This window comes from Hymenobacter segetis (assembly GCF_038448715.1).
Classification (GTDB): domain Bacteria; phylum Bacteroidota; class Bacteroidia; order Cytophagales; family Hymenobacteraceae; genus Hymenobacter; species Hymenobacter segetis.
The window spans coordinates 60057-72974 of record NZ_JBCEVZ010000004.1; the positions used below are offsets into that span (position 1 = coordinate 60057).

At 61.5% G+C, this 12918-nt stretch carries 12 protein-coding genes; 8 read left to right on the forward strand and 4 right to left on the reverse strand.

Going from position 1 to position 12918, the window contains the following annotated elements; all coding sequences use genetic code 11:
* Nucleotides 1-34: 34 nt before the first annotated feature.
* Complete coding sequence (gene porV / locus AAFH49_RS03030; RefSeq protein ID WP_342295924.1) at nucleotides 35-1258, forward strand: type IX secretion system outer membrane channel protein PorV; 1224 nt, start codon at nucleotides 35-37, stop codon at nucleotides 1256-1258.
* Between the two features lie 68 nt (nucleotides 1259-1326).
* The gene (locus AAFH49_RS03035) at nucleotides 1327-2637 is read left to right on the forward strand and encodes a M16 family metallopeptidase (protein ID WP_342295925.1); all 1311 of its coding nucleotides are present in this window, start codon (nucleotides 1327-1329) and stop codon (nucleotides 2635-2637) included.
* 102 nt (nucleotides 2638-2739) lie between these two features.
* Here AAFH49_RS03035 and AAFH49_RS03040 read toward each other — a convergent pair whose 3' ends face one another.
* Nucleotides 2740-3390, reverse strand: coding sequence for a carboxypeptidase-like regulatory domain-containing protein (locus AAFH49_RS03040; protein WP_342295926.1), 651 nt, complete (start codon nucleotides 3388-3390; stop codon nucleotides 2740-2742).
* A 141-nt stretch (nucleotides 3391-3531) separates the two neighbouring features.
* Between AAFH49_RS03040 and AAFH49_RS03045 the strand changes: the two genes are divergently transcribed.
* The 4 genes from AAFH49_RS03045 to AAFH49_RS03060 all read left to right on the forward strand — a co-directional run bounded on the left by AAFH49_RS03045 (nucleotide 3532) and on the right by AAFH49_RS03060 (nucleotide 7127).
* A complete protein-coding gene (locus AAFH49_RS03045) occupies nucleotides 3532-3921 on the forward strand; it encodes an ArsR/SmtB family transcription factor (protein WP_342295927.1) in 390 nt (129 codons plus the stop codon).
* A gap of 38 nt (nucleotides 3922-3959) precedes the next feature.
* Nucleotides 3960-4283 carry a (2Fe-2S) ferredoxin domain-containing protein gene (locus AAFH49_RS03050; RefSeq protein WP_342295928.1) on the forward strand — a complete coding sequence of 108 codons (324 nt, stop codon included), beginning with the start codon at nucleotides 3960-3962 and terminating at the stop codon, nucleotides 4281-4283.
* Nucleotides 4284-4408: 125 nt separating this feature from the next.
* Entirely contained in the window at nucleotides 4409-5677 is a 1269-nt protein-coding gene (locus tag AAFH49_RS03055) for a BamA/TamA family outer membrane protein (protein WP_342295930.1), read from the forward strand.
* 214 nt (nucleotides 5678-5891) lie between these two features.
* On the forward strand, nucleotides 5892-7127 hold the full coding sequence (locus AAFH49_RS03060) for a glycosyltransferase family 2 protein (RefSeq protein WP_342295932.1): 1236 nt from the start codon (nucleotides 5892-5894) through the stop codon (nucleotides 7125-7127).
* Here the strand turns inward: AAFH49_RS03060 and AAFH49_RS03065 are convergent.
* Genes AAFH49_RS03065 through AAFH49_RS03075 form a run of 3 tightly spaced genes read right to left on the reverse strand, consistent with a single transcriptional unit; the run spans nucleotide 7124 to nucleotide 9674 of the window.
* Complete coding sequence (locus AAFH49_RS03065; RefSeq protein ID WP_342295933.1) at nucleotides 7124-7720, reverse strand: class I SAM-dependent DNA methyltransferase; 597 nt, start codon at nucleotides 7718-7720, stop codon at nucleotides 7124-7126. The genes AAFH49_RS03060 and AAFH49_RS03065 overlap by 4 nt on opposite strands.
* Entirely contained in the window at nucleotides 7717-8460 is a 744-nt protein-coding gene (locus AAFH49_RS03070; RefSeq protein WP_342295934.1) for a PIG-L deacetylase family protein, read from the reverse strand. The genes AAFH49_RS03065 and AAFH49_RS03070 overlap by 4 nt, the downstream gene beginning before the upstream one ends.
* A 32-nt stretch (nucleotides 8461-8492) precedes the next feature.
* Nucleotides 8493-9674, reverse strand: a complete 1182-nt coding sequence (locus AAFH49_RS03075) for an acyl-CoA dehydrogenase family protein (protein ID WP_342295936.1) — start codon at nucleotides 9672-9674, stop codon at nucleotides 8493-8495.
* 183 nt (nucleotides 9675-9857) lie between these two features.
* Here AAFH49_RS03075 and purH point away from each other — a divergent pair, with 183 nt between their 5' ends.
* Together purH and AAFH49_RS03085 are read left to right on the forward strand one after the other, a co-directional pair.
* Nucleotides 9858-11393 carry a bifunctional phosphoribosylaminoimidazolecarboxamide formyltransferase/IMP cyclohydrolase gene (gene purH, locus AAFH49_RS03080; protein WP_342295938.1) on the forward strand — a complete coding sequence of 512 codons (1536 nt, stop codon included), beginning with the start codon at nucleotides 9858-9860 and terminating at the stop codon, nucleotides 11391-11393.
* A 384-nt stretch (nucleotides 11394-11777) separates the two neighbouring features.
* On the forward strand, nucleotides 11778-12803 hold the full coding sequence (locus AAFH49_RS03085) for a rod shape-determining protein (protein WP_208177625.1): 1026 nt from the start codon (nucleotides 11778-11780) through the stop codon (nucleotides 12801-12803).
* The last annotated feature ends 115 nt before the right edge of the window (nucleotides 12804-12918 follow it).

A 12918-nucleotide genomic window follows, 5' to 3' on the forward strand; every position in this document is an offset into this window, starting at 1 on the left:
GCCCGGGCCACGCCTGGTCCCCATTTCCCACTCTATGCAGCCTCTTTTCTTTCGTTCGCGCGTGGCGCTTGCCGCCGGTTTGGTGGCCGTAGCAGCTACTGCTCAGGGCCAGACTACCCCCCACACAATCACCACGGCCGTGCCCATCCTGACCCTCAGCCCCGATTCGCGGTCATCGGCGCTGGGCGAAGCCGGCGTAGCCACCTCGCCCGATGCCAACGCGGCGTATTTCAACCCGGGCAAGCTGGGCTTTGTGCAGTATAAGTACGCGGCTTCGATGTCGTACTCGCCCTGGCTGCGCAACATCACCGACGACATGAGTCTGTCGTACCTCTCGGGCTATGCCAAGGTGGGCAAACGCTCGGCCTTTGGCGCTTCGCTGATGTACTTCGATTTGGGGAGCATTGATTACACGGATTCCGGCAACCACAGCCTGGGTAGCTTCAACCCCAAAGAGTATGCCCTGGCCGTTTCGTATGGCCTGCAGCTCACCGATAATTTTGGTGTGGGTGCTTCGGCGCGCTACATCCGCTCGAACCTGGTGGGGGCCTATGCCAACAACGATGCCCAGTCGGGCAATGCCGCCGCCGTCGACCTGGGCGCTTACTACTCCAAGGATGCCACTATTGGCACCGGCATCTACAACCTGGCATTTGGGGCTTCGATAACCAATATCGGCAACAAGATGACCTACCGGGACCCGCTCAATCCCAGCTTCCTGCCCACCATGATGCGACTGGGGACGGCCATCACCCGCGAGATTGACCAGTACAATAAAATTACGCTCACGTTCGATGCCAGCAAGCTGCTCGTGCCTTCGCCGTACTACATCGACGGGGTGCCGGCTAACGACAAGCGAATCACGGATGAAAATACCCGCCGCAATAACCAGAACATTGTGAGCGGCATCTTCAACTCGTTCAGCGACGCGCCCGGCGGGGCCAAAGAAGAGCTGCGCGAAATCAACCTCTCCACCGGCCTGGAGTACAACTACAACGACCTGCTGTACGCTCGCGGTGGCTATTTCTACGAAAACCCCGACAAGGGCGGCCGTCAGTACGTGAGCCTGGGCCTGGGCGTGCGCTACCAGGTATTCGGCATCGATGGCACTTACCTGGTGCCCACGGGCCAGAACAGCCAGGCCAACCCCCTGGCCCAGACCATCCGGGTGTCGCTGCACTTCAACCTGAACAAGCTGTCCGAAGCCTTTGACGAGAACGGTGCCGGTGGCACCAGCGGCAGCACGCCTTCAAACTAACCCAGCCTTTTCTGGTTACCCCACAGCTCCTCTTCCCGGCCGGGAAGAGGAGTTTGTTATTATTGCATATGCCTACTTCTTCGCTTTCTGCTTCGGTGCTCGACCGTACCATAGCCCCTCCCGTTCAGCCGCTGGCCCGCGTCACGCTGCCCGATGCCGCTGTGCGCACCCTGCCCAGCGGGGCCCGCCTGCACGTGCTGGCCAACGATGCCCAGCCCGTGGTGCGCCTGCAAGCCGTGTTCCGAGCCGGCAAGCTGGCCGAAAACCGCCCCGGCTTGGCGTCCCTCACCGCTCGCATGCTGCTGGAGGGCACCACCACCCGCACCGCCCGCCAGATTGCCGACGAAGTGGCTTTCTACGGCGCGTCGCTGGAGTGCGATTCGGGTTTCGACCGCTCCACGCTCACGCTCTACTGCCTCACGCGGCACCTGCCCACGCTGCTGCCGCTGGTGATTGACGTGCTCAGCAACCCCGCCTTCCCGGCAGCCGAGCTGGAGCAGCTCAAAACCCGCACCATTCAGAACGTACGCGTGGAGCGCAAAAAAACCAGCTTCCTCGCTTCCGAGCGGTTCAATGAGCTACTATTTGGGGCCCACACGGCCTACGGCCGGCCCTTCGATGCCGACGGCTACCAGGCCCTGACGGCGGCCGAAGCCCAGGCTTTCCATCAGGCGATGTACTCGTTTGGCAATGCCGAAATCTTCCTCTGCGGCGACGTGGCGGCCGAGCAGGAGCTGGTGGCTGCCGCCTTCGGCACGGCCCGCGCCAGCGAAGTACCCCCAGCCGCCGCGCCGGTGGTTGACGAGCCCATCATCTCCACGCTGCCCGACCGGGTGGCGGTGGCCGGCAGCCTGCAGGCATCCATCCGCATGGGGCGGCACTGGCCTGCGCCCACGCACCCCGACACCCACCGCCTCAAGCTGCTGGTGAACGTGTTCGGCGGCTACTTCGGCTCGCGCCTGATGCGCAACATCCGCGAAGACAAAGGCCTGACCTACGGCATCTACGCCAGCGTGGCCCCGCGTGAGTTTGGTACGTCCCTCGTCATCGGCACCGATGTGAAGGGCGAAAGCGCCGACTTTGCCGTGAGCGAGATTGTGCTGGAGCTGCGCCGCCTGCAGGACGAGCTGATTCCGGAGGACGAGCTGGAAACGGTGAAAAACTACATCTTGGGCAAGTTTGCCAACGAGCTATCCACCGTGTTCGAGCAGTGCGATAAGTACAAAAGCCTCGTGTTCCTTAACCTGCCCGCCGATTACTACACCCAATTCGTGCAGCAGATTGAAACTGCCGATGCTCAAACGCTGCAAGCCCTGGCCCGGGCCTATTTCGCACCGGAAGCCATGCAGGTGGTCATTGCCGGCCCGGCCGGTGCCTGAGAAATCAGTCCTGATTCTCAATAAAAAAGGACGGCCCCCGAACAAACTGTTCGGGGGCCGTCCTTTTTTAACAATACTTACTGAAACCTGCGGCCGTGTCGATTAATAATCGTCGTTGGTATCCTTCTTCTTGAACTCGCCTTTTTTCACCTGCTGAATCAGCTGGAGCCAGCTGAAGGGGTTGAGCAGCGGGTTGTTGGAATACTGGTTGGGGGCCATGCCCATGTGGCGGTCGTAGTCGAGCTGCTGGTTGCTCATGGTCTGGCGGAAGTTGGCTACCGCGCCCATGGGCTGAGTGCGGAAAATCCGGTTCATCAGCTCCTGGTTCAGGTTGTCGGCGGCGGCGCTGCCGCGCTCGGTGGGCAGGCGCAGGGCCAGGAAGGCCTTTTTGAAGTCGCGCTCGGTGGTGTAGGGAAACACGCGCACCTCGGGCAGCACGGTGGCATCTTCCTTAAGCTGCACGATGACAGAGTAGCTCTGACGCTGGAAATCCTTCGGAATGACGATGGTCTGGTTGGCGTAGCCCAGCGAGCGAATCACGATGCTGTCGCCGGCCAGCACGGCCATCGAGAAGTAGCCGTAGATGTTTGAGGCCGTGCCGCGGCCGGCTTTGGGCACGTAGATGGTAGCGCCGGGCACGCCCAGCAGGCTGTCGCCGGTGGCCACGATGCCGGTGAACTGAATCACCTTGCGCTTGCCCTGGGCGTGCGCGCCCGGCGTGGCCAGCAACAGCACCAAAAGGGCCGCGGCCAAAAAGAAAGAAAAGCGACGAAGGCGCAAGAAATCAGGCATATTCAGATAGCGGAAGAACAAATATACGGCACTAGGTTCGGGGCCGATGGTAACTTTAGGCAGAAAGAACGACGGGCGAACTTCCCGCTTCTCAGACAGCAGATGCGCTTGAAACATTTCACGGTTGCTTTTGGTCAGCAACTTTTTAAATCTCTGGGCGACGAAAGCCGGGTGCGCATCCTGCATTTGCTGTGGCGCAACCACGAAATGGTGGTGGCCGACCTGGAGCAAGTGCTGGATTTCACCCAGACCAAAACCAGTAGGCAATTATCGTACTTAAAGAATGCAGGTTTGGTGAACGTGCGCCGGCTCGACAACTGGATGTACTATTTCCTGAAAGAAGAGACGGCCGAACTGCTCCAGCAGTTGCTGGCCTTCATGGAAAAAGACCCCCAGCTGCTGCACGACCAGCAAGTGTACCAAACCCTGTGGTCGAACCGCGAGCTGGCCGCGTATAAGCTTCAAAACCGCCACTGGCACGGCCCCGCGTAATTAGTTGGCGTGGTGCAGTTGGCCATTTTCTTTCGCTTATGAGTACCGTTCGCCGCCTTTTTGTGTGCACCAACCAGAAATCCGGGGTGGGGGAGGACGTAGCCAAGGCCCTGAAAAAAGAGTTGAAAATCCAAGGCCTGAAAAAGCTGCTGACTGGTGATGAGCGGGAGCATGTGCGGGTGCAAACCTGCAATTGCCTCGACCTCTGCAAGCAGTGCAAAAAAGGCCCCGGCGCGGCCCTCATTATCTATCCCGAAGGCACAGCCTACGGCAAAGTGCGCCCCGCCGATGCTGCTGAGCTGGTGACCCGGCACCTGGGCCTGGGGCAGGTGGTGGAGCGCCTGCTGATACGGGACCAGTAGGCGGGCAGAAGCCGCCACTAGCGGGGTAGATAAGGCCTTTGGCCGGCCCGGCCGCCGCCACCGCCAACCGTGGAGCTACATAATCCGTTGATAGGGCAATTCATTTGCTTTTCATCCTCGCTCCCATGCGTTTTTCTCTCGCAGCCCTGGCCCTCGCCGGGCTGAGCTTTACTGCCGCCGCGCAGCCGGCAGCCCCCCTCGATTCGGTTTATACCACTCCCCCGGCCGCGCCTCGCAGCGTTGGTCTGGTGCCAATGGCCGGACAGCAGGTTCGCAGCACGAAGTCCTTCGGGCAGTTGGGTAAAAACGGTACACTTAGCCTGCTGCCCATTCCGGTGTTATTCTATCAGGCCGAAACCGGACTTGGCTACGGCCTGGGCGCACTGCTCAGCGGTCGGTTTTCGGCCGATACCCTCACCCGGCCATCCAATGCCCGGGTGCAGTACTGGACCACTACCGAGGGTCAGTCGCTCATTCAGCTGGTGCATTCGGTGTACACGCCGGGCGAGAAATTCTATCTGAATGGCGAAATCAGCGCCTATGATATCCTGCTGTATTACTACGGCAAAGGGGCCGGTACTTCCAGTGTCAACGAGTCGGAAACTGATTATAAACTATTCATTATCAACCAGCGGATTCAGAAGCAGATTGCGCCCAAGCTGTTTTTTGGCGCGCAGTACCGCTTCACCAAAATCACGGATGTGCACGGCCCAGCCACCGCTACCGATGATAAAACCCCCAGCATATTCTACAACGAGGGGCGCATGACGGCCCGCGAGCGGCAGAATACGCAGATTTCGGGTCTCGGCCCGGTCATTACCTACGACACTCGGGATGTGCCGCTGGCCGCCTTCCACGGCGATTTGCTCGATTTCGGCGCTACGTTCAACGGCACGGGCCTGGGGTCGGACTACCGCTTCGTGCGCTACCAGCTCGATGCCCGCCACTTCCAGCCCCTTGGCTCGAACAATACGATTCTGGCCGCGCAATTCCTCGGGCAGTTCCACACCGGCGATGTGCCCTTCCGCGAGCTGGCCGGCCTGGGTGCCAACCTGGGCGGCACGCTGTATAACAACGCCAACCTGCTGCGCGGCATCTACGAGCAGCGCTTCCGCGACCGCCAGATGATTATGTTCCAGGCCGAAATCCGCCATAAGCTGTTCCCCAATACCAGCGTCAGCTGGTTGAAGCGCTTCGACGGGGCCGTATTTGGCGGCGTGGGCAACGTGAACCAGTACATCGACAAGTTCAATCTCAGCGATACGAAATACGCCGGCGGCGCGGGCATCCGCTTCAACTTCATCCGCCGCGACCGGGTGAATCTGCGTCTTGATTATGCCGGCGGCACTGGTAGCAAGCCCGGCATCCTGTTTGCCATCGGCGAGGCATTCTAATCCCGGTTGAATTTCACAAAAAAGTCTCTCCTGAAATCAGGAGAGGCTTTTTTTGTGAAATTCAACCGGGATTTATAACCGAAACAGCTACGAGTGATAGTGCAGTGATTATTTGATAAATGACCGCGCAAAAGCCCATCAATAAGGGCATTGGCGGCTCGGGAAATAAGCTGGGCCTTATCCTTTCGCTAGTGCCCGGCGTACACCCTGCCCAATGGACCACGCTACCCCCGCGCGCTTCCTGGCCGCCCACGAGGCCACCGCTACCGCCCCCATTTCTTCGTTACTGAGGCTGCCGGCCCCGCCGCGTGACCATTGCGCGGCGCGCCTACGCCAGCAATTGCCGCCGCCCCGTGCTGGCCTGCGCATCAGCGTCATCATTCCGGCCAAAGACGAAGCTGTCACCTTGCCCACCGCGCTGGCTGCCCTCGCCGCTCAAGTCACAGAATGCGGCCAGGCCTTGCCGCCGGATAGTTTTGAGGTAATTGTGTTGGCCAATAATTGCCAGGATGCCACGGCCGCCGTGGTGCGCCGCCAGGCCCAGCGGTTCCCTGAACTGGTGGTGCATGTAGCCGAGCTGTGCCTGACCGGCGATACGGCCCACGTAGGCCGCGCCCGCCGCCTGCTGATGGACGAGGCCTGCGCCCGGCTGGAGCAGGTGGGCCAGCCCCTTGGTATCATCGCCAGCACCGATGCCGATACCCAGGTAGCGCCTGATTGGCTGGCTACTATTCAGGCTGAAATAGTCGCCGGGGCCGATGCCGTAGGCGGCCGCATTTTGACCAGTCATGAAGAAGCGCCGGTGGCGCTCCAACGCATCCAGGCCCAAGACGCGGCTTATCACTTGCTCTGCACCCGCCTCGAAGACCTGATTGACCCCGCGCCCATGGACCGTTGGCCCCGCCATTACCAGCATTTCGGGGCCAGCCTGGCGCTCACGGCCCGCGCCTACCGCCGGGTGGGCGGCCTGCCCGAAGTTCGATTTTTGGAAGATGAAGCCCTGTGCCAGGAGCTGCGCCGGCATGATTTGGCCCTGCGCCACAGCCCCCGGGTGCGTGTCCTCACCTCGGCCCGCCGCCAAGGTAGAGTAGAAGTAGGCTTGTCCTGGCAGCTGAGCGAATGGCTGCGCATGAGCCAGCAGCAGCGCGAGCCGCATGTCGAAAACCCCGTGCAGCTAATGCGGCGGTGGCAGTTGCGCCGCCAGCTTTGTGCCTGCTGGGCCACCCACCCGGGGGCCGAGCCAGACGCAACTATGACCCGGCTGGGGCTGCCCGTAGCCACGGTGCTGGCCCGAATGCAGCAGTCGGCCACATTTGGCGTGCTGTGGGAGTGGGCGCTGGTCCACAGTCCCAATCTTACCATGACGTTAATGCCGCTTTCGCAGGCGTTGCTGGTATTGCCCCGACTCATCCGGAGTGGCGTGGCGGCGGAGTGGCGGCCGGTGAGCTAGCGCTTTTCCAGCAAGTCGAGCCGGTAGGTTTCGTGCCGGTGGCCGGCGAGGTGGCGCAGCGCGCCATTTTCAGTGGTTTTGGCCAAGAAGAACTGGTGCACATCGTCGCCGGTCAGGGGGTAGTCGTGCACCGGCGGCGTCCAGTGTACCAGTAGCAACTGGCTGCCAGGGTTCAGGCCGGCGATGAGCAAGTCGGCCGCGCGGGCCAGGTCGGCCGGCGACCAATAGTAGCCGACTTCCGAAAGCACGATTAAATCGAACGACTGATTGGGGAATTCCTCGGGCACCCGCAGCTGCCGGATTTCCACTTGTGGCAGGCCAGCGCACCGTGCCCGCGCCTGGGCCAGCGCGGCCTCGCTCACATCCACGGCCAGCAGGTGGCCGCAGTGCGGGGCCAGTTGCGCCGTGAGCACGCCCAACGAGCAGCCGATTTCAAAGACTTCGGCGTACTGCGTTCGGGGTAAGGCGGCCAGCGTGTCGGCATATTTCTCCCGCTCGTAGGGGCTGGTTTCAAAATTCCACGGGTCGCGGTTGGCTTGGTACACGTGGTCAAAATACTCCGGCGGCAGGGTATTGGGCTGGTTTTCGTTCATGATTCAAGCGCTTCAAAATAAACTTCGTAGGGCCCGGCAAAGTGCGCCAGCATCTCCGGCGACAATAAAAACCCTTCGCTATCATCCGTAAACACGCCGGGTGCCACCTGTGAGCGGTGCGCCGTAATGGCTCGTTGTTTCTGGCTCAGGCCCGCTGCGATGTCCAGCCGGAAGCCCTGCACGGCATCGGCCGCCGTGGGCAGGTCCTCCGGCGCGGCGCGCTCCCAGGCCCACACCACATACTCAAGGCGGCGTGGTAGGTGCGGCATGGCAGCTAGCGTGGCTTGTACCAGTTGGGCTGTGGCGCGGTGGTCGGGGTGCGGGTCGCGCCGCCAGGGCACCAGCACGGTTTCGGTTTGGTGGTGCTCCAGAAACTCGCGCAGCTGCGCTACGGATTCGGTAAAGCCGGGCTCGGTTGGACTGGCGGGTACCCGGCCATCGGGCAGGTTCAGAAGGAGCGGCTCTCTTGCATCAGCGCCCAGAATGGTGAGGGCATGGCGGAATTCAGCTGTCCTCACCGCTTGCCGCGCCGGGGCCGAAAACAGTACAGAGTTGGGGTGCGACATGGTGCCGTCGCTCACCAGCACGGCCGCCACGGGCTGCCCGGCCTGACGCAGCAGGGCCAGCAGGCCGCCGCAACCCAGCGCCTCATCGTCGGGGTGTGGGGCAACAACCACGGTAGAGCCCAGGCCGGCCACAAGGCTGGCGGCGCGGACTGGGTATTCGGAGAAAGAAAGCACGCTGAAAAAATCTGACAACGAAAAACGGACAACTAAAACGACTTGCCTTCGAGCACAAAACGGCCCACATCGGCCAGCGCCCCGTCGGGGGCGGGCTGGCGGAGGTAGTGGGTGAGGTCGCGGTGCAGACGCTCGAACGGCTGGGGGCGTAGCAGGCCGCGCGCTCCTACGCAGCGCTCGGCTAGGCGCAGCATCTCCAGGCTTATGGTTTCGATGGCAGTACGCATCATGTTGGCGTAGGCCACGGTAGTTTCGGCTCCGTCCGCCGTAGCTGCATTGGGCCGGGCGGCGTTTTCGGCGGCCCCGCGCAGCCACTGGCGGCCGCTTTCCAATAGAATGGCCATTTCGCCGAGGCGCTGGCGCTGGTAAGGGTCGTCGGTGCGGCCCAGGCCGCGCAGAAAGCCAACGGTTTCGTCAAAAACAGCTTCAGCCCCGCCCAGCTGCACGGCCGTAAACCGGATGGCCCCGCCGCTGAATGCTGGCTGCTGATAATAAGCATTGGGTGGTCCGATAAGGTCCTCCGGCCCGATTTCCAACCCGGTCAAATCGGCCCGGAAGCTGGCGGTGGCCCGCATGCCCAGCGGCTGCCAGAACGAGCGGTCCAGCGTGGGCGGCTGCGCATCGGCCGGCAGCACAAACAGCTGCCAGCCCTGCCCATCAGGCAGTGCCCCCGTGATGAGTGGCCGCGCCAGATGGCCCGCGCCGGAGGCAAATGTCTTGGCCCCACGCAGGCGGTAGCGCCCGTTGGGCAAGGCCTCCAGGTGCACACCATCGACTGGGTTTTCAGTGTTCCAGACACCGAACAAGTGCCCGGCGCGGGCGTCGGCGGCGTAGCGGACCACCTGCGCTGCCGTGGCCAACTGCTGAATCAGCAGCAGTGCATTCGCATGGCCCTCATACACGCGGCCCACCGCCAGATTGCCCCGCCCGATGTGCTGCAAAACCCGCAACAGCGGCAGCGTGGCCGCCGGCGTGTGCAGCCCGGCGCCGCCGAGGGCCGCCGGCAGCACCGCCGTGAGTAGCCCGGCCGCGTGCAGCCAGCCAAATTCCTGAGTAGGAAAACCACCTTCTACATCGGTAGCGGCGGCCTGGGCAAACAGGCGTGGGGCCAGCTCCGCGGCGGCCTTTTCGGCTTCGGCAGGCGTCAGCACCGGGGTAGTCGTTTCGGCAAGGTCGGGTTCGGTAGCGGGCAAAGTGGCAGCGGGGTTGGACATATGCGAGGACGGGAAAAGCAACGGAGCTTGCTATACTTCTCAAAGCGGTGCAGTGTTCGGCCGGGGATGATTTGGGCGCGCCGGATGAGGTGGTAACAATTCAGTAACACAGCCTGCGGGATGCTGGCTAAGCCCGGGCGTACCTTCGTGGCGGCAATTGTGCCTAGCTTTTTCGCCCGTTTTATGTCGTCCCGTCCCATTCGCGCCGCGTTGCTTTCCGTGTATCACAAAGACCGTCTGGCTCCGCTGGTGCAGGTTTTGCGCCAGCATGGCGTCACGCTGTACTCCACTGGTGGCACACAGAAATTCCTCGAAGATGAAGGGGCCGAAGTAACCGCCGTGGAAGACCTCACCGGCTTCCCCGAAGTATTCGGCGGCCGCGTAAAGACGTTGCACCCCAAGGTGTTTGGCGGCATTCTGCACCGCCGCCACGAAGCCAGCGACCTCGCCCAGGCTGAGCAGCACGGCATCCCGCCCATCGATTTGGTGGTGGTTGACCTGTACCCCTTCGAAGAAACCGTAGCCAGCGGAGCCGAGGAGCAGGACGTTATCGAGAAAATTGACATCGGCGGCATCTCGCTGCTGCGCGCCGCCGCCAAAAACTTCCGCGACGTGCTCGTAATCAGCAGCCGCGACCAGTACGCGGCCGTGACCGAGCTGCTCACCGCCAAAAACGGCACTACCGACCTCGAAGACCGCCGCCACTACGCTGCCGCCGCCTTCGCCACCACCTCGCACTACGACACCGAGATTTTCCAATACATGAGCCAGGGCACCGCCGTAGCCGGCACCGCCCTGCGCCTCAGTGCCCAGCCCGCCACGCCCCTGCGATACGGCGAAAACCCCCACCAGGCCGGCACCTTCTACGGCGACCTGACGGCGCTCTTCGACCAGCTCCACGGCAAACAGCTGAGCTACAACAACCTCGTTGACGTGGATGCCGCTGTAGCCCTCATGGCTGAATTCACCGACGGTGAGCCGGCCTGCGCCATCCTCAAGCACACCAATGCCTGCGGCGTGGCCCAGGCCGCCACCCTGCGCGAGGCCTACGTGAACGCCCTGAGCTGCGACCCGACCTCCGCTTTCGGTGGCGTCATCATCGTGAACAAGGAAGTAGACGCGGCCACCGCCGTCGAGCTCAACCAGTTGTTCTTCGAAGTCCTGATTGCGCCCAGCTTCGCCGCCGACGCGCTGCCCGTGCTCCAGAGCAAGAAAAACCGGATTTTGCTGCTGCAAAAGCCCGTTGAGTTTCCTAAGAAGCAAATCAAAACCCTGCTCAACGGCATCATTGAGCAGGACGCTGACCGTCAGACGGAAACCGCCGAAGATTTCCGCACCGTCACCCAGTCGGCTCCCACGGCTGAGGAAACGGAGGCCCTGGTTTTCGCCGGCAAAATCTGCAAGCATACCAAGAGCAACACCATCGTGCTGGCCCGCGCCGGCCAGTTGCTGGCTTCCGGCGTCGGCCAGACTAGCCGCGTTGACGCTCTGCGTCAGGCTATTGAGAAGGCCCGCACCTTCGGTTTCGACCTGCACGGTGCTGTTATGGCCTCCGACGCTTTCTTCCCCTTCCCCGACTGCGTGGAAATTGCCGGCGCGGCCGGCATCCGCGCCGTGGTGCAGCCCGGCGGCTCCATCAAGGATGCCGACAGCATCAAAGCCTGCGACGAACTGGGCATGGCCATGGTGCTCACGGGCGTGCGGCACTTCAAGCACTAGGCTTGGGTTGCGAAAAGATGTAGGGTGCGGGGCTTGCCCCCGCCCGTCGTTTGTGCCGTTTCAACGACGCCGTTCAACGACGGGCGGGGGCAAGCCCCGCACCCTACTGTGTGACGAGTTGACCAACCCAATAATGTGACAAAGCCCCGCCTCTGCATAAGAGTCGGGGCTTTTGTGCTCAGAGGAAAATTTATCACAATTCAAGGTTAGCGCAATGTGAGGACGGATTGCTGCGTTGCGCGCTGCGCTCTCCCCGTAATGACGGGAGACTCATTTCCATAAATGCCATAACTCCGTTCACCATGCCCGCGCAAACCTTCCGTACCTTTGCGCATTATTCTGTCCGACCCTATAACCGGACTCCGCCTTATTGCAGCTAACTCAATGGGTTTCTTTAATTTCCTGACCAGCGACATCGCCATCGACCTGGGTACGGCCAATACGCTCATTATCCATAACGACAAAATCGTGGTGGATGAGCCGAGCATCATCGCTAAAGACCGCACCACCAATAAAGTCATCGCCGTGGGCCGCCAAGCCCAGCAGATGCACGAAAAAACGCACGATAACATCCGCACCATCCGCCCGCTGAAGGATGGCGTAATTGCCGATTTCCACGCCGCCGAGGAAATGATTAAGGGCATGATTAAGATGATTGACACGCGGAACCGGCTGTTTCAGCCGTCGCACCGCATGGTTATCTGCATCCCGTCAGGCATCACCGAAGTGGAGAAACGCGCTGTGCGGGACTCCGCCGAGCACGCCGGGGCCAAGGAAGTCTGGATGATTCAGGAGCCCATGGCCGCCGCCATTGGCATCGGCATCGATGTAGAGCAGCCCGTGGGCTCGATGATTATCGACATCGGAGGCGGGACGACGGAAATCGCGGTTATCGCGCTGTCGGGCATCGTGTGCGACCAGTCGATTAAAACTGCCGGTGATGTCTTCAACCAAGACATCCTCGACTACATGCGCCGTCAGCACAACCTGCTCATCGGCGAGCGCTCGGCTGAGCGTATCAAGATTGAGGTTGGCGCGGCCCTCACCGAGCTCGACGTGCCGCCACCCGACCACGAAGTGCGCGGCCGCGACCTGATGACGGGCATTCCGAAAGTTATTAAAGTAACGTTCTCGGAAATTGCCATTGCCCTCGATAAATCGGTGGCGAAAATTGAAGAAGCCGTATTGAAAGCCCTCGAAATTTCGCCGCCCGAATTGTCGGCCGATATTTACGAAAACGGTATTCACCTCACCGGCGGCGGCGCGCTATTGCGCGGTTTGGACAAGCGTTTGGCTGCCAAAACCAAGCTGCCGATTCACATTGCCGAAGACCCGCTGCGCGCCGTGGTGCGCGGTACCGGCAAGGCTATCAAGGATATCCAGGCTTTTAAAGGTGTGCTGCTGACGTAATTACAGGATAATAATCGAACGTCATGCTGAGTGTAGTCGAAGCATCTCTACCGCGTAACTAATCCCTTTCGATTGGATTACTCTTCGCAGTAGAGATACTTCGACTACGCTCAGC

What these genes read in the sequence shown, in the direction of transcription:
- porV (WP_342295924.1), top strand. Translation starts at nt 35, where the DNA reads ATGCAGCCTCTTTTCTTTCGTTCGCGCGTGGCGCTTGCCGCCGGTTTG.
- AAFH49_RS03035 (WP_342295925.1), top strand. Translation starts at nt 1,327, where the DNA reads ATGCCTACTTCTTCGCTTTCTGCTTCGGTGCTCGACCGTACCATAGCC.
- AAFH49_RS03045 (WP_342295927.1), top strand. Translation starts at nt 3,532, where the DNA reads ATGCGCTTGAAACATTTCACGGTTGCTTTTGGTCAGCAACTTTTTAAA.
- AAFH49_RS03050 (WP_342295928.1), top strand. Translation starts at nt 3,960, where the DNA reads ATGAGTACCGTTCGCCGCCTTTTTGTGTGCACCAACCAGAAATCCGGG.
- AAFH49_RS03055 (WP_342295930.1), top strand. Translation starts at nt 4,409, where the DNA reads ATGCGTTTTTCTCTCGCAGCCCTGGCCCTCGCCGGGCTGAGCTTTACT.
- AAFH49_RS03060 (WP_342295932.1), top strand. Translation starts at nt 5,892, where the DNA reads ATGGACCACGCTACCCCCGCGCGCTTCCTGGCCGCCCACGAGGCCACC.
- AAFH49_RS03065 (WP_342295933.1), bottom strand. Translation starts at nt 7,720, where the DNA reads ATGAACGAAAACCAGCCCAATACCCTGCCGCCGGAGTATTTTGACCAC.
- AAFH49_RS03075 (WP_342295936.1), bottom strand. Translation starts at nt 9,674, where the DNA reads ATGTCCAACCCCGCTGCCACTTTGCCCGCTACCGAACCCGACCTTGCC.
- purH (WP_342295938.1), top strand. Translation starts at nt 9,858, where the DNA reads ATGTCGTCCCGTCCCATTCGCGCCGCGTTGCTTTCCGTGTATCACAAA.
- AAFH49_RS03085 (WP_208177625.1), top strand. Translation starts at nt 11,778, where the DNA reads ATGGGTTTCTTTAATTTCCTGACCAGCGACATCGCCATCGACCTGGGT.